Origin of the sequence: Streptomyces tatrensis, assembly GCF_049310065.1 — a bacterium.
GTDB lineage: Bacteria > Actinomycetota > Actinomycetes > Streptomycetales > Streptomycetaceae > Streptomyces.
This window is the reverse complement of sequence record NZ_JBMDLB010000011.1, coordinates 812,613-828,457: the sequence shown is the minus strand read 5'-3', so window position 1 is coordinate 828,457 and position 15,845 is coordinate 812,613. Positions and strand designations below refer to the sequence as shown.

Sequence of the window (15,845 nt, the reverse complement as noted above, 5' to 3'; positions counted from 1 at the left end):
CCGGGGTGCTTCGCCGTGTCCTGATCCACTGCGACGTACAGGGAGTCCGTTCCCCATGGCTTCATCCACCGCGTTGTTCGTCACCGGTGTCTCCACCGGGCTGCTCGCCGGCGGCGCGTCCTGCGCCGCCGTCCAGGGAGGCCTGCTCGCCGGGGCCGTCGGCCGCCGGTCCACCGAGTGGTCCCGGGAGAGGTGGCAGCGCAGCGGCCTCTTCGCCCCCGTCGGGGCCTTCCTCGGTGCCAAGCTCCTCTCCCACACCCTTCTCGGCGCCGCCCTCGGCCTGGTCGGAGCCGCGGTCCAGCCCGGTCCGCGCACCCGGGCCGTGCTGATGCTGGTCGCGGGCGTGCTGATGGTCCTGTTCGCGCTCGACATGTTCGGCGTGCGGGGAGTACGCCGCTTCGTGCCGCGCACGCCCGCCTCCTGGGGCCGGCGGGTCCGCCGGTCGGCCCGGTCCACGGCCGTCACCACCCCGGCCGTGCTCGGCTTCCTGACCGTGCTGATCCCCTGCGGGGTGACCCTGAGCGTCGAGCTCCTCGCCGTCACCTCCGGCAGCCCCCTCGCGGGAGCGGCCGTCATGGCCGGCTTCGTCCTCGGGACCGGCCCGCTATTCGCCGCCCTCGGCTTCTTCCTGCGCTCCGCCGCCCGGCTGTGGCAGGGGCGGCTGACCCTGGCGACCGCCGTCGTGGTGCTGCTCGTCGCGGTGTGGACCCTCGGCAGCGGGCTGCGGCTCGGCGGCTGGTGGCCCACCGGAGCCCCGGCGGCGGCCGCCGCCCCGATGGCGGCCCGGACGGTGGTGCTCAACCCGGACGGCACGCAGACCGTGACCATCCGGGCCCGTACGAACGCGTACGCGCCGGCCGCCGTCACGGCCAAGGCCGGTGTCCCCACCACCCTGGTCGTCGCCACGCAGGGGACGGGCGGCTGCGTCCGTGCCTTCGTCATCCCCGACCTCGGCGTCCAGGAGATCCTCCCCACGACCGGGACCACCGGCATCGACCTCGGTGCACGGCAGCCGGGGACGCTCGAGTACAGCTGCGGCATGGGCATGTACGGCGGCCGGATCACCTTCGAGAGCCAGGTCGGGAGTCAGGTCGAGAGCCAGGTCGGGAATCAGGAGGGCACCCCGTGAAGGACCGCATGGAGTTCACCGTGACCGGCATGCACTGCAACAGCTGCGGGCTGCTGATCGACGACGAGGTGGAGGAGCTGGCGGGAGTGGTCGCCAGCACGACGAGCGTCCGCGCGGGCCGCACCGTCGTCGACACCGACCGGCCCGTCGACCCGGCCGCCGTCGTCGCGGCGATCGCCGCCGCGGGCTACACGGCGGAGCACCACGCTCCGTGATCCGTGTTCTACGATCTCGGTGCCCGGCGGGCCCGGGAACACCGGAGTTGAGAAGAGGACCGACATGGACAACGGTTTCACGGGCGTCCCGCCCACCACCCTCGCCGACTTCCTGGGTCGCGAGCAGGTCATGGACATCGGCATCCGCCCGCTGTGGGACTCCCCGCGCGTCGCGGGACCCGCGTACACGGTGCGGTGCGAGCCCGGGGACAACCTGATGCTGCACGCGGCCATCTACCGCGCCGAGCCCGGCTCGGTCATCGTCGTGGAATCGGGCGACCTGGACTACGCGCTGGCCGGCGGCAACTTGTGCGCCGTCGCCCAGCGCCGCGGCATCGCCGCGTTCGTGCTCGACGGGCTGCTGCGCGACCTCGCGGAGGTCCGCGAAGCGGGCTTCCCCGTCTTCGCCCGCGGAGTCGTCCCCGTCCCCGGCGCGAAGAAGAAGCTCGGCTCGCTCGGCGGCCCGGTCCGGGTCGGCGGCGTGAGCGTGCACCCCGGCGACATCGTGGTCGCCGACGAGGAGGGCATCGTGGTCACCCCGGCCGCCCGGCAGGAGGAGATCCTGAGCGCCGCCCTGGACAAACTGGCCAAGGAGGCCGGTGAGTCCCTGGACGCCTGGGAGGAGCAGCACCGTGCGCGCATCGAGAAGGCGTTGGGCGAACTCGGCTTCACCGGCTGACCGTACGCGCCGACCGCACGTGCGCCGGGTCCCCGTGTCAGGGAGCCGTCAGGGCTTCCGCGTCCCGCGTCAGGGGTCCGTCAGGAGTCCGCCGGGGGAGTCCCCAACGGGCCGTCGCCGCCGTTCCCTTGAGGGGACGGAGCAGCAGCGGACGGGGAGGGCGGCCAAGGTGCGGGGACGAGTCGTGGTGGGGGTGTACGGATCCCTCGGGAGCCTGACGGCATTGCACGCGGCGCACGCCGAGGCCCGGGCGCGAGAGGCGGAACTGTGGGTCGTACTGGCCTGGCAGCCGCCGCTCGGCGGCCCGGGCGCCCGGCGGCCCGGGCGCCCGGCGCGGCGGGGGAGGGACCCCGCTGCTGACCGCCTCGCGGGACGCGGCGGTCGAGCGGTTGCGGGAGGTCCTGGACACCGCCTTCGGGGGTTCGCCGGAGGGCGTGACCCTGGCCGGGCTGGCGGTGCGGGGCACCCCGGGCGCGGCCCTGGTGGGCACCGCCCGGGATCCCGGTGACCTGCTGGTGGTGGGTACGGGACCGCGCCACCCCCTGCTGCGCGCGCTGCGGCCCTCGGTGTCCCGGTACTGCCTGGCGCACGCCCCCTGCCCGGTGCTGGCCGTGCCGCCCGGTCCCCTGCGGGCCGACCTGAACGCCGTACGCCGGCGCATGGTGTGGCGGCGGCCCCTGGATGCGGGAGACCTGCTCCGGCGGGCGGCGTGATCCGGAGCGGGGCGTGACCCGGCGGGTGGCATGACCCGGCCCCGGTCGCGCAACGCGACCGGGGCCGGGGGCGGATCGCCTGGTGCGGCCGTGCTCAGCCGCGGGCGTCGCCGCCCTGCCGGTCGCCGCCGCCCTGCGGGGCGGTCAGCAGCACCTCGCGCAGCCGGGCGACCAGGGCGGAGGCGCTCTCCGGCTCCTCCTCGGCCCCCTTGGCGCGGGAGTCGTCGCTCGACAGCTGCTCGAGGTTGTCGGAGAGGGCGTCGGCGTAGGCCTGCTCCTTCTCCACCATTCCGCCCGGCTGGCGCAGCCCGATGGTGACCTCGATGGCCTTGCCGATCAGTGCGGTCATCACGAACGAGTACAGGCCGAGGATCACCGTCGCGGTGAGCTGCTTGCCCAGCAGGTCCCAGGAGCCGCCGTAGAAGAGGCCCTTGTGGCCCGTCAGGGTCCCCGTCGCGCAGAGGCCGGCCATGACCATGCCGACGATGCCGCCCCAGCCGTGGATGCCCACCACGTCCAGGGTGTCGTCCACGCCCAGCCGGTACTTCCAGCTGATCGCGAACGCGCAGCTGAGCCCGGCGAGGAAGCCGATGACGGTGGCCCAGACCGGGCTCACCCCGCCGGCCAGGGGGGTCATGGCGACCAGGCCCGTGACGGCGCCCATGCACATGTCGAGCAGGCCGACCTGCCGGGTGCGCCACCAACTGGTCACCGCCCAGCCCGCCATCGCGGCGCCCGCCGCGAGCTGGCTGTTGAGGAAGGCCATCGCCGCGCCGCCCGGGGTCTCCAGGGAGGAGCCGGTGTTGAAGCCGAACCAGCCGAACCACATGAGCGAGAGCCCGATGACCACGAGCGGCAGGTTGTGCGGCCGGATGCCCTGGCGGTCGAAGTCCGCGCGCTTTCCCGCGACGATGGCGAGGGCGAGTCCGGCGGCCCCCGATCCGATCTCCACGACGGTGCCGCCGGAGAAGTCGACGGCGCCGAGCTGCTTGGCGACCCAGCCGGCCGGGTCGAACACCCAGTGCGCCATGGGGATGTAGACCAGCAGGGTCCATGCGATGACGAAGGCGATCCAGCCGCCCATCTTCGCGCGGCCCGCGATGGAGCCGGCGATCAGGGCCACGGTGACGACCGCGAAGGACAGGTGGAAGACCACGAAGGTGACCGTGGGCACGGACCCGGTCAGCGAGCGGGCGTCGATCCCGCGCAGGAAGGCCTGGTCGAGCGTGCCGATGACGCCGAGCCCGCCGGCATCGGGGCCGAAGGCCAGGGAGTAGCCGATCGCGAACCAGAGCACGGTGACGATGACCATGCAGAAGAAGATCATCTTCAGCATGGCGACGATCTGGCCGGTGCGGACCATGCCGCCGTAGAAGAAGGCCACTCCGGGAGCCATCAGCAGCACCAGGGCCGTGGCCATCATCAGCCAGGCCGCGTTGCCGGAGTCGGCGACGGCGGGTGCGGCCCAGACCGCCGATGCGGCGGCGGCAATCGTGTGCGCGGTCACTTGTCACGCTCTCGTCGGTCCAGTACGGATACGATTTCGGCGAGCAGCGCGGCGTCCTGCTGCTCCGCCCCGTCCTTGGCGGCGCCCACCGTGGCGGGCTCGCGGGCCGGGGCGGCGGCTCCGCCGATCCGGTCGCGGATCTCGTCCAGGGTCTCGTTGTCGTAGGCGACCTCCTCCTCGCGGCCGGGTACGTTCTCGTACTCCTCGGAGGCGCGGAAGCCGACGGCCTTGTCGATCACCTTGGCGATGAGCCAGGTCATGGTGAAGGCGAAGCACCCGACGGCCAGGACGGCGACGGCCTGGCGCCAGAGCTGGTCGAGCCCGCCCCCGTAGAAGAGGCCCTTCTTGCCGCTCATCGCGGCCGTGGCGAAGAAGCCGATGGAGAGCACGCCGACGATCCCGCCCCAGCCGTGCACGCCGACCACGTCGAGGGTGTCGTCGACGCCGATCTTGAACTTCATGTTGACGGCGAAGCAGCAGACCACACCGGCGATGAAGCCGATGATCAGCGCGCCGAGCGGGGAGACCTCGCCGCAGGCCGGGGTGATGGCCACCATGCCGGCGACCGCGGCCGAGGCCACACCCAGCATCTCCACGTGGCCCAGGCGCCACTTCTCGATGATCGGCCAGCCGATCATCGCGCCGGCGGCGGCCAGTTGGGTGTTGAAGAAGGTGGTCGGTGCGCTGCCCTCGACCTGCAGGGCGGAGCCCGCGTTGAAGCCGAACCAGCCGAACCACAGCAGTGCCAGACCGATGATGACCAGGGGCAGGTTGTGCGGGCGGATCGTCTCGCGCTCGAAGTCCTTGCGCTTGCGCAGCACGATGGCCACCGCGAGCCCCGAGGCGCCCGAGCTGAGCTCGACCGGCAGGCCGCCGGCGTAGTCGAGTGCTCCCAGGGACTTGTTGATCCAGCCGTCGGGGGCGAACACCCAGTGCGCGGTGGGCACGTAGACCAGCATCGTCCAGGTGACGACGAAGACCAGCCACCCCTTCATGGTGGCGCGGCCCGCGATCGAGCCGCTGATCAGTGCCACCGTGATGATCGCGAAGGACATCTGGAAGCAGGCGAAGATCACGGTCGGGATGGAGCCGTGCAGGGAGTCCATCCCGATGCCCCGGAAGAAGGCGTGGTCGAGATTGCCGATCATGCCGCCGCCGGCGTCCTTGCCGAAGGCGAGGGAGTAGCCGACCGCGACCCAGAGGATGGTCACCAGCGACAGGCAGGCGAAGCTCATCTTGAGCATCACCAGCACGTGCTTGGTCTTGACCATGCCCCCGTAGAAGAAGGCGAGGCCGGGGGTCATCAGCAGCACCATGGCGGTGCTCGCCATCATCCAGGCGGTATTACCCGTATCGTAGCCACTGGGCATCTGGTGGAGCTCTCTCTGGTCGTGAACGGGCTTGCGGGAGTGTGGAGTTCATGTCTTGCGCAGGTCGGGGGCGGGTACGCCGATCAGCCTGCGCCGCACCGCGTCCCAGACGGCCCCGAGCGCCAGGGTCACGGCCTCGGTGTGCTCGCCGAGCACCCGCACCCAGGCCCCGCAGTCCTGCGGCAGCACGCTGACCCCGTACGGGAGTCCGCGGTCGGCCAGGGTTCCGTGCATCAGGTCGGCGAGCTCGCGGGCGGGGGCGAGCGGGCTGACCGCGAAGAAGCAGGCCATGACGGAATGGCCGGCCAGCACGGCAGGTCCGTCGACGGAGCAGCGGTCGGAGTTTCTGCCGCCGCGGTGGCCACCGATCCCCACGGCCCCGCCGGGTTCCAGCCGTACGGTGTCCAGTGCCACCAACTCGCCTCCCGGTCGGCGCAGTTCGAAGTCGGAGGCGAAGACCTGATAGGCGTTGCGCTCCCCGTGCGCGAGCCGGCCGGACAGGACGGTCTCGCTGACCAGCACGGTGGCCGTGGGGTCGGCGGTGACCACCGTGCGCTGGTAGAAGCGGGAGTCGACGTAGGGGATGACCGGGTCCGGCAGGTACTCGACGTACGCGTCCGGGCCGACGGTCAGGAAGGTCTGGGCGACGGCGTAGTCGTGCTCCATCCGGTAGACCTTGGTGGCCGCCTGGGTGGTCACGTGCGCGGAGGTGCCGGGGCCGAAGGACAGGTCGGTGCGCAGCCGGTCGGCCTGGATGACCCCGCCGCCCGTGGACATCAGGAAGGTGATGGGCAGGTCGGGGCGGTGCGGGTCGAAGTAGAGCGGCCGCATGATCTGGAGCGGGGACTTCTGGTAGTGCCGCACCAGCTCGGTCCGCTCGCCCACCTGCTCGAAGCCCAGCTCCAGCAGGCCGACCTTGCCGGGGCGCCCGACACCGAGGGTGTCGGGCACCGAGGAGTGCCGCAGGACCTCCAGGGGGACGCGCGGCGGTTCGTAGTGCGCGGCCTCCAGGCGTGCGGGCGGCAGGAGGGCGCGGGGCGGAGTGTGGGGCGGGTCCGCCACTACGCTCACGCCGGGACCCGGCGGAAGGAGTCGATGAAGGTGGCCACGTCCTCCAGGCCCTGCCCGGTGAGGCAGTTGGTCAGGACCACGGGCCGCCCCTCGCGCACGCGGTGCGCGTCGGACTCCATGACGTTGATGTCGCAGCGGACGTACTGGGCGATGTCGATCTTGTTGATCACGAGCATGTCGGACTCGGTGATGCCCGGACCGCGCTTGCGGGGCATCTTCTCGCCCTCCGCGGTGTCCAGGACGAAGAGGAAGAGGTCGACCAGGACCGGGCTGAAGGTGAGGGTGAGGTTGTCGCCGCCCGACTCGTAGAGCAGGGTGTCGACATCGGGGAACCGCTCCAGCATCTCGGCGCCCGCGGCCAGGTTCATCGTCGGGTCGTCGCGCACGGCGGTGTGCGGGCACGCGCCGGTCTCCACGCCCACGACGCGCTCGGGGTCGAGCACCCCGGCCAGGGTGCGGCGGACCTGGCGGGCGTCCTCCTGGGTGTAGATGTCGTTCGTGATCACGGCGGGCCGGTGCCCGCGCGCGATGAGCACCGGAACCAGGGCCTCGATCAGCGCCGTCTTGCCGGAGCCCACGGGGCCGCCGACACCGACGCGCAGGACGTTGTCATCGGTCATCAAAGTCACACACCTCAAGTAGAAGTCAGCTTGCTGAAAGGGAGAGCGGGGCAGCGGCCCACACGGCCGGTACGCCTTAGGTGGCGAACAGCCGTGCCTCGGCCCGCTCGTGACGGCCCGACATCACATCGGCCATCGGAACGCACCCGCCGAGATCGGCGAGTTCACGGCGCAGGGCCGCCCTCGCCACCTCCTCGATGACGGGTGCGATGCCGCGCAGCACCACCTGTGCCTTGCGGTGGTCGGTGAGCCGCAGCCGCAGCGCGGCCCCGGTGAAACTGGCCGAGTAGGCGAACAGGTCGCTCACCACGGCCTGTTCGGCCGGGACGTCGGCGGCCGCGTACGCGACCCCGGCGGCCACGGCCTGCGAGCCGGGGGCCCGCTTGGCGGCCACGAGTTCCGCGTACCGTTCCAGCGGCTCCCCGCCGACGCACTCGCGGGCCAGGTCCAGCAACTGGCGGCCGGTGCGGGTGGCGGCGCGGCGCAGCCCCTCGTTCAGCTTGGCCGCGTTCAGCCGCTGGTCGGTCTCCGTCAGGGCCTCCCAGTCACCGGCCAGCGCGGCCCGGTGGGCCAGCGCCAGCGCGGTGGCGTCGGAAGGCCCCACCGAATGCCGCAGCAGGTCGGCCAGCAGCACCGGCACGCCCTCGGGGGTCACGGCCTTGGCCTGGGCGTAGCCCTCCAGGCCGTGGGAGAGGGTGTAGAAGCCGCTGGGGAAGGCCGAGTCGGTGAGCTGGAGGCTGACCAGCAGGGCCTGTACCGGCGTCACCGTCGCGGGGCTGGCCACGGCGGAGTTGGCGGCAGCGCTCATGCCAGGTAGAACAGGTGGTTCAGGGGCAGTTCGCGGGCCGGCTCGATGGTGGCCGGAACTCCGTCGAGGGTGACCTTGTAGGTTTCCGGGTCGACGGCGATGGCCGGGAGGGCGTCGTTGCGGACCATGTGCTGCTTGCCGACGGTGCGGCAGTGCCGCACCGGCAGGACCCTGCTGTCCAGGCCCAGCTTCTCCGGAACGCCCAGGTCGATCGCGGCCTGCGACATGAAGGAGACCCGGGTGGCCTGCTTGGCCTTGCCGTACGCGCCGAACATCGGCCGGTAGTAGACCGGCTGCGGGGTCGGGAGCGAGGCGTTCGGGTCGCCCATCAGCGCCCAGTTGATCAGCCCGCCCTTGATGACCATCTTCGGCTTGGCGGCGAAGGAGCCGATCGGCCACAGCACGATGTCGGCGAGCTTGCCCGTCTCCAGGGAGCCGATGTGCTCGGCGGTGCCCGTGGCGATCGCCGGGTTGATCGTGATCTTGGCGAGGTAGCGCAGGGCGCGGAAGTTGTCGTTGCGCTCGGTGTCGCCGTCGAGCTTGCCGCGCTGGTCCTTGCAGTGGTGCGCGGTCTGGAAGGCGCGGGTCCAGGACTCGCCGATGCGGCCCATGGCCTGGGAGTCGGAGGAGAAGATCGAGATGACCCCCTCGTCGTGCAGCACGGTCTCGGCGGCGATCGTCTCGGCGCGCACGCGCGAGTCCGCGAAGGAGACGTCCTCCGGGATGTCGTGCGACAGGTGGTGACAGACCATCACCATGTCGAGGAGCTCGTCGACCGAGTTCACCGTGTACGGCAGCGTCGGGTTGGTGGAGGACGGCAGGACGTTGGGCTCGCCGGCCACCCGCATGATGTCGGGGGCGTGGCCGCCGCCCGCGCCCTCGGTGTGGAAGGTGTGGATGGTGCGCCCGTCGATGGCCGAGCGGGTGTCCTCGAAGAAGCCGGACTCGTTCAGGGTGTCCGTGTGGACGGCGACCTGTACGTCGTACTGGTCGGCCACGTCCAGGGCGCGGCTCAGCGCGGCCGGGGTGGTGCCCCAGTCCTCGTGCACCTTCAGGCCGCAGACGCCCGCCTCGACCTGTTCGATGAGGGCTTCCGGCAGCGAGCCGTTGCCCTTGCCCAGCAGGCCGACGTTGACCGGCAGGTCCTCGGACGCCTGGTACATGCGGCCGATGTTCCACGGACCCGGGGTGCACGTGGTGCCGTTGGTGCCGTCGGAGGGGCCGGTGCCGCCGCCGATGAGGGTGGTGATGCCGTTGGACAGGCCGTGCTCGGCCTGCTGCGGGGAGATGAAGTGGATGTGGCTGTCGATGCCGCCGGCGGTGGCGATCATGTGCTCGCCGGAGATGACCTCGGTGCCCGGCCCGATGACCAGCTTGGGGTGGACCCCGGACTGGGTGTGCGGGTTGCCGGACTTGCCGAGGCCCGCGATGAACCCGTCCTTGATGCCGAGGTCGCCCTTGACCACGCCGAGGATCGCGTCCATGACGACGACGTTGGTGATGACCAGGTCCAGGGCCCCCTGCAGGCTGGTGGCCTGCGGGTCCTGCGCCATGCCGTCGCGGATGCCCTTGCCGCCGCCGTAGACGGCCTCGTCGCCGTAGTGGCCCTCGTTGTGGTCCTTCTCGACCTCGACGACCAGATTGGTGTCCGCCAGGTGGAAGCGGTCGCCGACGGTCGGTCCGAACAGGTCGGTGTACTGCTTGCGGCTCAGGACAGCCATCTCTACTTGTCGCCCTTCTTGGAGGTCTTGGCCTTCTTGGCGGCCGCGGTCTTGACGGGTGCCTTGGAGGCGGGCTTCGCCGCGGGCTTCGAGGCGCGCTTCGAAGCCGGCTTCGCGGCGGTCTCCACGGCCGGAGCGGCGGCCTGTGCGGCCGCGGCCTGCTGCGCCGACTCCGCCCGGGCTCCCAGGAATCCGAGCTCGACGGCCCGGTTCATGGCGCGGACGCGGGTGTCGGTGGAGCCGAGGCCGCCATTGGTCAGCGAGCTGAAGCCGATCAGCCGGCCGTGGCCGCTGTACGCGGTGAGTTCGACCTCGCGGGTGTCGCCCGGCTCGAAGCGGACGCCGGTGCCGGCGGGGAGGTCGAGGTGCATGCCGTAGGCGGCGTTGCGGTCGAAGTCGAGGGCTCGGTTGACCTCGAAGAAGTGGTAGTGCGAGCCGACCTGGATGGCACGGTCACCGGTGTTGGAGACGGTGACCTTGGCCTTGCGGCGGCCGGCGTTGATCTCCACGGTGCCTTCGCCGTAGAGGTATGAGACGCCACCTGACATGGTGGTACTTCCCTTCCTTCGGATCAGTGGGGGGAATGGCCGTGCGGGTGGCCGTGACCCCGGCCGTCCGCGCGGCGGTGGCTCTCGCCGTCTGCGTGGGTGTGCGCGTGCGTGGGGTGGGCGTCCGCATCCGAGTCCGTGTGACCGTGGTCGTGGTCGCCGCCCGGGCCGTGGGAGTGTGCGTACCCGTGCCCGTGCTCGGCATCCAGCCCCTCGGCCACGCCGTCCCGCCCGTGGGCCAGCAGGTGCAGAGCCTCCTGCGTGCGGGCCCGTACGACCTGGGCGATCGCGGCCTCGGACAGCAGCGGACCGGTGTCCAGGACCCCGGCCGGAAGCCCGGCGGGCGGGGCGAACGCGGCCCGGATCAGAGCGATGTGGCCTGCGCCGAGGCGGCGGCAGCGCTCCGCGCCCTCCGCCAGGTCCGGGTCACCGCCGTCGAAGGCGACCTCGACCCAGCGGTGGTGCCCGTACTGGCGCACCAGCCGGGCCACCCGGAACAGATCGGCGTCCTGGAAGGGGCCCGCGGGGGGTGCGGTGACCAGGACGGCGGAGGTGTCGGGCGCCTCGCGCACCGCCTTGAGGGCGGCGGTACGGAGCCACGCGGTCAGGTGGTCCGCGGTGGCGAAGGGGGGCGCCAGCACGAGCCGCCCGGGCGCCTCCTCCCGGCTCAGCCAGCGCAGGGCGCGGGCGCAGTCGGCGATCAGCCCGGGGTCGCGCCCCAGCGTCATCGGGACCACGCACACCGGCTCGGGCGAGACGGCGAGCGCCGCGCGCACGGCCTCGGCCAGCGGCCGGCCGGGGTGCACGGCACCTGCCGCGGAACCGCCCTCGTGACCGCCGGCCAGGATGACGCTGGCCGCTGATTCCGGTGCCCCGCCGGGCCGTTCGGGGCGTTCGGGTCGCTCGGGTGCGATGATCGCCACCGCTCAGGCGCCGACGGGGTCGTGGCAGGAGACGAGCTTGGTGCCGTCCACGAAGGCGGCCTCGACCTGGAGCAGCGGAAGCATCTCCCGCACGCCCTTCATGACATCGGCGGCGGAGACGATCTGCTTGCCGAGCTCCATGCACTCGGCGACGGTCCTGCCGTCCCGGGCGCCTTCCAGGATTCCCTCGCTGATCAGGGCGCAGGCCTCGCTGTAGTTGAGCTTGACGCCCCGGTCCCGCCGCTTGCGGGCCAGGTCGGCCACGACGTAGATCCAGAGCTTGTCCATCTCACGGGGAGCGAGATTCATCGGTCACTCACTTTCGGCTCTCAAGGTGGTTCAACTACCGCTGCTGCCACGGCTGTCGCTGTTGCTCCTGCCGTTGCTGCGGCTTCGGCTGGGGTGATGTCAGGTCCGTCGCAGCCGGGGGATCTGGGGGACGGCGGCGACGAAGACGACCGTGGTCAGGACGAACGGCCAGGTGAAGGTGTGGCCCCCGAACGGGGCGAAGAAGGCGGTCATCGCGGCCGTGAGCCCGGTGGCCGCCGCGGCGCCCAGGACGGCGTACGCGAAGCTCCAGTTGGACCGGACGATGAAGACGCCGCACAGGGCCATCGCGACGAGCACGCTGCTGTAGCCCATGAGCCCCTGCGAGACGCCTTCGGCCGGCGAACCCATCGCCCAGGCGACGAAGATGGCCGTGACGCTGCCGACGCAGGCCATGACCCCGGCGACCCGGCTGGCCACGAAGATGCCGGCGAGGAAGATCAGGCCGACGTACCACTGCGGCATGAAGAAGATCTGGCCGACGTTGGCGAAGAAGGCGCGCCAGAGCTGTCCCCAGTCCAGCACGGTGGTTCCGCCGGCGGCCGCGGGCAGCGCCGCCAGATCGGGTCCGGTGTGCCACACCCGGGAGAAGCTCGGCGCCGCGATGGTCATGACGCTCGCGATGATGCAGAACGGCGCGGTGAACGTGGGGATGTTCCAGGTGCCGAGGATCGTCGCCAGCGCCGAGGTGACGACCACGACGGTGACGCTGCCGCCGATCGCGAGCAGCAGCGTGGACAGGTGGTCCCACCCGAGGAAGACGGCGAACCCGAGCGAGACGAGCGTGCCGTTGAAGCCGCGCAGTCCGGCCGAGACGATCTCGCGGTCGATGCCGAACGCATAGGCGGTGGCCGTGCCGACGACCGCGCCGAGGAGTCCGTAGAGGGCGTACTGCCAGCCGGCGGCGGCCAGCGCGGCGAGGAAGAAGATCCCCGTGATCGCGCTCGGCATGAAATCGACCTGGGCCACGCCGCGCAGAACTTCCTGGACGAAGCTCGCGGGTTGGGCGGGGGGAGCCTGGCGTGCGGGCTCCGTTGCCAAGGCCTGCATTTCATTCTCCCATGTGCAAAAAAGAGAGGGCCCTGAAGGGCCCGTGAATCGTCGGTGCGTTGACGACGACAGTACCGGTGGATCGGAGTAATTCCGCCTGGAGATGGGCGTGTCGAGGGAAGGGAGGGAATGCGGCCGGGTTGTCATAAATGTGCTCGTCATTCCCGCTTCCGCAGAGAGAAATAGGATCGGAATACTGAATATCGAATGGCGGGGGAGGGGGCACTCGCCGAGCCCGGAAGGGTCATTGCCGCGGCCCCGATGGCGCGCCGCGGCGGCCGGAACCGGCGCGGTGGTGTCCCTTGGCGGGGTGCGAGTCATTGCGGGTGCCCGGTGGTGGGCCGAGCTGTCACCGGCCGCGGGCGCCGCCGTCATGGCGGCCGGGATCATCTCGGCGGGCCTGCACCTGATCGGCCGGGACGCGCTGTCGATCGCCGCACTGGCCGTCTCCGCCGCACTGTGGCTCCTGCTCGCCGCCGACTTCGCCGCCCGCCTCCTGGGTGACCGGAGCCGGTTCTGCGCCGAGGCCGACACCCCGGCGGCCCTCACCGCCGTGGCCGCCACGACCGTGCTGGGCACCCGGCTCTCCCTCCTCGGATGGCAGCCCGTTGCCCTCGGGCTCCTGGCGCTGGCCGCCGCGCTCTGGCCGGGGCTGATGGTCGCCGTACTGCGCCACTGGGGCTACCAGATGCCCGGTGCGGCCTTCCTCGTCTGCGTGGCCACCCAGGGGCTGGCCGTCCTGGCGGCCGCCCTGGCCGGCCCCACCGGCCATGACTGGCTCGGCCGGGCCGCGCTGGCCGCCTTCTGCCTGGGGCTGCTGCTCTATGCCGAGGCCCTCGTACGCTTCGACTTCCGCCAGGTCGTCTCGGGCGCGGGCGACCACTGGGTGGCCGGCGGGGCGCTCTCCATCATTGCCCTCGCCGGGTCCGGGCTCACGGCGTCACCGCTGTGGACGGGCTGGGCGCACGCGGGGCTGCGCACCGTCACCCTGGCGGCCCTCTGCGTCTCCCTGGCCTGGTACGCCGTGCTCCTCGCCGCCGAGGCGGTCCGACCCCGCCCCCGCTACGACATCCGGCGCTGGTCGAGCGTCTTCCCGCTCGGCATGACGGCGACCGCCTGCCTCTCGGCGGCGGCCCCGACCGGGGTGGCGTGGCTGCGGCCGCTCGGGACGGTGCTGCTCTGGGTGGCGGTCGGGGCCTGGGTGTTCACCTTCGCGGCGTTCCTCGTGGAGCGCGGGCGGGAGCGTCCGCGGAAGTGAGGGTTCCCGCCGGGAAGGGGAAAGGCGGGGGCCGGGGGAGAGGGCGGGGGTGGACCGGAATGTCAGAGCGGAACGGCACCGCGGAAACTTCGCTGCCGAAGCGCCGGAGGTGAAGGCAGGAGGTGAAAGGCGCGAGGTGAAAGGTCGGATGTGAAAGGCCGGGGGGAAGGGGCGGATGCGAAAGGCCGGATATGAAGGGTCGGAGTCGAATGGACGCCTTCGTGTCGCCGCCACAGGGAATTCCGCTGCGTGCGCCCGGATAGGGCATGCGGGCATGGGTGGACGAATGAACAGGCGTGCTGTGGATGGCATTTGCCGAGCCGACGTGCCCGGCGGCCGGTGCGCCCTCCGGAGGTGAGCACGACCCGCTACGGCCGCCGCCCGGTGCCGTCCCGGCGGGGCGAGAGGGCTACGCAGCCCAGCAGGACCACGGCCAAGGCGAGTGCCCACACGGCGCCATGACGAAGCGTCAACAACCCGCCGGCGAGGGCTCCGAGGAGCAGGGCCACGACCGTCACGAGGCGGCGGAGCGGCCCGGGGCCCCACGGATCGGCCGCCAGCCCGGTCAGGGCCCTGGTGACGACGGTGGTGGTCAGATCGGGGATCGCGAGCCGGTGCACGACGGCGTTCTGCAGGCCCATGCCGAGGGCGAGAAGGGCGATGACGCCCGGCGGCCCCGCGCCGAGCGCGGTCAGGGCGAGAGCCCCGGTCACCAGGACCGTCTGGACCGCCACCAGCGGTGCGAACATCCTGGCCGCCCCGGTGGTCCGTCGCAGCCGGCCGGCGGCCGCCGCCCCGGCCAGGAAGGCGCCGACGGCCAGCAGGGAGTCCGGGGCGGACAGGGAGCGGTCCCCGGCGATCGCGAAGCCCAGGAAGACCACGTTGCCCGTCATATTGGCCACGAAGACGTGGCCGAGGCCCAGGTAGCTCACCGCGTCGACCACACCGCTGACGAAGGTCAGGACGATCAGCAGCGGCGGCAGCACCCCGTGGGGAGACTCGGCGCCGTCCGCCTCCGGCGGGAACAGCCGCGCGGCCAGGGGGTGCAGGATCCCGTGCCGCCGGGGTGGGAGGGAGGTCATGGGGTGCCTCTGGTCATCGCGCGGGCCGGTCCGCGACGGGCGGCTCGGCGCACCCGGGAAGGGGGAGCGGAAGGGGACATCGTCCCCGGAAAGGCTAGCGATGCCGGGCGCACACGAGGGGCAGCGACCCGCAGGCCCCCGGGTGGGCGCCGGGTCGGCCCCGGCCGACCCCGGTCGTCACGCCGGGCGGGGGCGGGGCGGGGCATGGTGCGGTCCGGCGGGGACGGGCGTACGCGGTGAGCAGTCCGCCCGATCGGCCCTCGAACCGGGAGCCCCGGCAGGGAAGTTCCCCTCGGCCGCTGCCCCGGCCCCCGCCTCGCCCACCGTCCCGGACGGCGTTCCTGCCGCCGCTCGACGGGGCGCCGCGGGTAGGGTCGCCGCATGGCCTACACGTTTCAGATCACCGTGGACTCCGCCACACCGCACGCCCTCGCCGACTGGTGGGCCGAGGTCCTCGGGTGGGAAGTCGAGGCCGGCGACGAGGAGTTCATCCGCGAGATGATCGCCGCCGGACGGGCGACCGAGGAGGACACCACCACCCACCGGGGCGTCCTCGTCTGGAAGGCCGGCCAGGGGATCCGCCACCCCGAGGGCCTCGAGCGGGCGCCCCGCATCCTCTTCCAGTTCATCGAGGAGCCCAAGACCGTCAAGAACCGCGTCCACCTCGACGTCCGCACCGGCGAGGACGACCCGCGGGCCCTGGTGGAGCGGCTCCTCGCCAAGGGGGCCCGGCACCTGCACGAAGGCAACCAGGGCCCCTCCACTTGGACCACCCTCGCCGACCCCGAGGGCAACGAGCTGTGCGTCTCCCACTGAGCCGGGCC

At 72.1% G+C, this 15,845-nt stretch carries 17 protein-coding genes; 6 read left to right on the top strand and 11 right to left on the bottom strand.

Annotation, left to right across the window (positions count from 1 at the left end; translation table 11 throughout):
* Positions 1-55 precede the first annotated feature (55 nt).
* The 4 genes from ACODT5_RS19415 to ACODT5_RS19400 all read left to right on the top strand — a co-directional run bounded on the left by ACODT5_RS19415 (position 56) and on the right by ACODT5_RS19400 (position 2,736).
* Positions 56-1,129, top strand: a complete 1,074-nt coding sequence (locus ACODT5_RS19415; protein ID WP_422520577.1) for an urease accessory protein UreH domain-containing protein — start codon at positions 56-58, stop codon at positions 1,127-1,129.
* Positions 1,126-1,344: a cation transporter gene (locus ACODT5_RS19410; RefSeq protein WP_422520576.1), complete on the top strand. Its 219-nt coding sequence runs from the start codon at positions 1,126-1,128 to the stop codon at positions 1,342-1,344. The genes ACODT5_RS19415 and ACODT5_RS19410 overlap by 4 nt, the downstream gene beginning before the upstream one ends.
* Positions 1,345-1,408: 64 nt before the next feature.
* Complete coding sequence (locus tag ACODT5_RS19405) at positions 1,409-2,023, top strand: RraA family protein (protein ID WP_422520575.1); 615 nt, start codon at positions 1,409-1,411, stop codon at positions 2,021-2,023.
* Between the two features lie 389 nt (positions 2,024-2,412).
* Entirely contained in the window at positions 2,413-2,736 is a 324-nt protein-coding gene (locus ACODT5_RS19400; RefSeq protein ID WP_422520574.1) for a universal stress protein, read from the top strand.
* A 94-nt stretch (positions 2,737-2,830) separates the two neighbouring features.
* On the opposite strand, the gene ACODT5_RS19395 is transcribed toward ACODT5_RS19400, so the two are convergent.
* The 10 genes from ACODT5_RS19395 to ACODT5_RS19350 all read right to left on the bottom strand — a co-directional run bounded on the left by ACODT5_RS19395 (position 2,831) and on the right by ACODT5_RS19350 (position 12,681).
* Positions 2,831-4,243: an ammonium transporter gene (locus ACODT5_RS19395; RefSeq protein ID WP_422520573.1), complete on the bottom strand. Its 1,413-nt coding sequence runs from the start codon at positions 4,241-4,243 to the stop codon at positions 2,831-2,833.
* Positions 4,240-5,613, bottom strand: a complete 1,374-nt coding sequence (locus tag ACODT5_RS19390; protein WP_422520572.1) for an ammonium transporter — start codon at positions 5,611-5,613, stop codon at positions 4,240-4,242. The genes ACODT5_RS19395 and ACODT5_RS19390 overlap by 4 nt, the downstream gene beginning before the upstream one ends.
* 48 nt (positions 5,614-5,661) lie before the next feature.
* Positions 5,662-6,684, bottom strand: a complete 1,023-nt coding sequence (locus ACODT5_RS19385; RefSeq protein WP_422520571.1) for an urease accessory protein UreD — start codon at positions 6,682-6,684, stop codon at positions 5,662-5,664.
* Positions 6,681-7,304 carry an urease accessory protein UreG gene (ureG, locus tag ACODT5_RS19380; protein WP_422520570.1) on the bottom strand — a complete coding sequence of 208 codons (624 nt, stop codon included), beginning with the start codon at positions 7,302-7,304 and terminating at the stop codon, positions 6,681-6,683. Before ureG ends, ACODT5_RS19385 begins: the two co-directional genes overlap by 4 nt.
* A gap of 76 nt (positions 7,305-7,380) precedes the next feature.
* Entirely contained in the window at positions 7,381-8,112 is a 732-nt protein-coding gene (locus ACODT5_RS19375) for an urease accessory protein UreF (protein WP_422520569.1), read from the bottom strand.
* Positions 8,109-9,833: an urease subunit alpha gene (gene ureC, locus ACODT5_RS19370; protein ID WP_422520568.1), complete on the bottom strand. Its 1,725-nt coding sequence runs from the start codon at positions 9,831-9,833 to the stop codon at positions 8,109-8,111. Before ureC ends, ACODT5_RS19375 begins: the two co-directional genes overlap by 4 nt.
* A gap of 2 nt (positions 9,834-9,835) precedes the next feature.
* Positions 9,836-10,381, bottom strand: a complete 546-nt coding sequence (locus ACODT5_RS19365; RefSeq protein ID WP_422520567.1) for an urease subunit beta — start codon at positions 10,379-10,381, stop codon at positions 9,836-9,838.
* Positions 10,382-10,404: 23 nt separating this feature from the next.
* Positions 10,405-11,304 carry a sirohydrochlorin chelatase gene (locus tag ACODT5_RS19360; protein WP_422520566.1) on the bottom strand — a complete coding sequence of 300 codons (900 nt, stop codon included), beginning with the start codon at positions 11,302-11,304 and terminating at the stop codon, positions 10,405-10,407.
* Positions 11,305-11,307: 3 nt separating this feature from the next.
* Positions 11,308-11,613 (bottom strand): urease subunit gamma, encoded by a 306-nt coding sequence (locus ACODT5_RS19355; protein WP_243332378.1) that lies wholly within the window; start codon positions 11,611-11,613, stop codon positions 11,308-11,310.
* A 99-nt stretch (positions 11,614-11,712) separates the two neighbouring features.
* Positions 11,713-12,681, bottom strand: coding sequence for an urea transporter (locus ACODT5_RS19350; RefSeq protein WP_422520565.1), 969 nt, complete (start codon positions 12,679-12,681; stop codon positions 11,713-11,715).
* Positions 12,682-12,991: 310 nt separating this feature from the next.
* Here ACODT5_RS19350 and ACODT5_RS19345 point away from each other — a divergent pair, with 310 nt between their 5' ends.
* Entirely contained in the window at positions 12,992-13,939 is a 948-nt protein-coding gene (locus tag ACODT5_RS19345) for an SLAC1 family transporter (protein WP_422520564.1), read from the top strand.
* 368 nt (positions 13,940-14,307) lie between these two features.
* On the opposite strand, the gene ACODT5_RS19340 is transcribed toward ACODT5_RS19345, so the two are convergent.
* Complete coding sequence (locus tag ACODT5_RS19340) at positions 14,308-15,021, bottom strand: YoaK family protein (RefSeq protein ID WP_422520563.1); 714 nt, start codon at positions 15,019-15,021, stop codon at positions 14,308-14,310.
* Between the two features lie 381 nt (positions 15,022-15,402).
* Between ACODT5_RS19340 and ACODT5_RS19335 the strand changes: the two genes are divergently transcribed.
* Positions 15,403-15,837: a VOC family protein gene (locus ACODT5_RS19335; protein WP_422520562.1), complete on the top strand. Its 435-nt coding sequence runs from the start codon at positions 15,403-15,405 to the stop codon at positions 15,835-15,837.
* Positions 15,838-15,845 lie beyond the last annotated feature (8 nt).

What these genes read in the sequence shown, in the direction of transcription:
- ACODT5_RS19415 (WP_422520577.1), top strand. Translation starts at nt 56, where the DNA reads ATGGCTTCATCCACCGCGTTGTTCGTCACCGGTGTCTCCACCGGGCTG.
- ACODT5_RS19405 (WP_422520575.1), top strand. Translation starts at nt 1,409, where the DNA reads ATGGACAACGGTTTCACGGGCGTCCCGCCCACCACCCTCGCCGACTTC.
- ACODT5_RS19390 (WP_422520572.1), bottom strand. Translation starts at nt 5,613, where the DNA reads ATGCCCAGTGGCTACGATACGGGTAATACCGCCTGGATGATGGCGAGC.
- ureG (WP_422520570.1), bottom strand. Translation starts at nt 7,304, where the DNA reads ATGACCGATGACAACGTCCTGCGCGTCGGTGTCGGCGGCCCCGTGGGC.
- ACODT5_RS19375 (WP_422520569.1), bottom strand. Translation starts at nt 8,112, where the DNA reads ATGAGCGCTGCCGCCAACTCCGCCGTGGCCAGCCCCGCGACGGTGACG.
- ureC (WP_422520568.1), bottom strand. Translation starts at nt 9,833, where the DNA reads ATGGCTGTCCTGAGCCGCAAGCAGTACACCGACCTGTTCGGACCGACC.
- ACODT5_RS19365 (WP_422520567.1), bottom strand. Translation starts at nt 10,381, where the DNA reads ATGTCAGGTGGCGTCTCATACCTCTACGGCGAAGGCACCGTGGAGATC.
- ACODT5_RS19355 (WP_243332378.1), bottom strand. Translation starts at nt 11,613, where the DNA reads ATGAATCTCGCTCCCCGTGAGATGGACAAGCTCTGGATCTACGTCGTG.
- ACODT5_RS19350 (WP_422520565.1), bottom strand. Translation starts at nt 12,681, where the DNA reads ATGCAGGCCTTGGCAACGGAGCCCGCACGCCAGGCTCCCCCCGCCCAA.
- ACODT5_RS19340 (WP_422520563.1), bottom strand. Translation starts at nt 15,021, where the DNA reads ATGACCTCCCTCCCACCCCGGCGGCACGGGATCCTGCACCCCCTGGCC.
- ACODT5_RS19335 (WP_422520562.1), top strand. Translation starts at nt 15,403, where the DNA reads ATGGCCTACACGTTTCAGATCACCGTGGACTCCGCCACACCGCACGCC.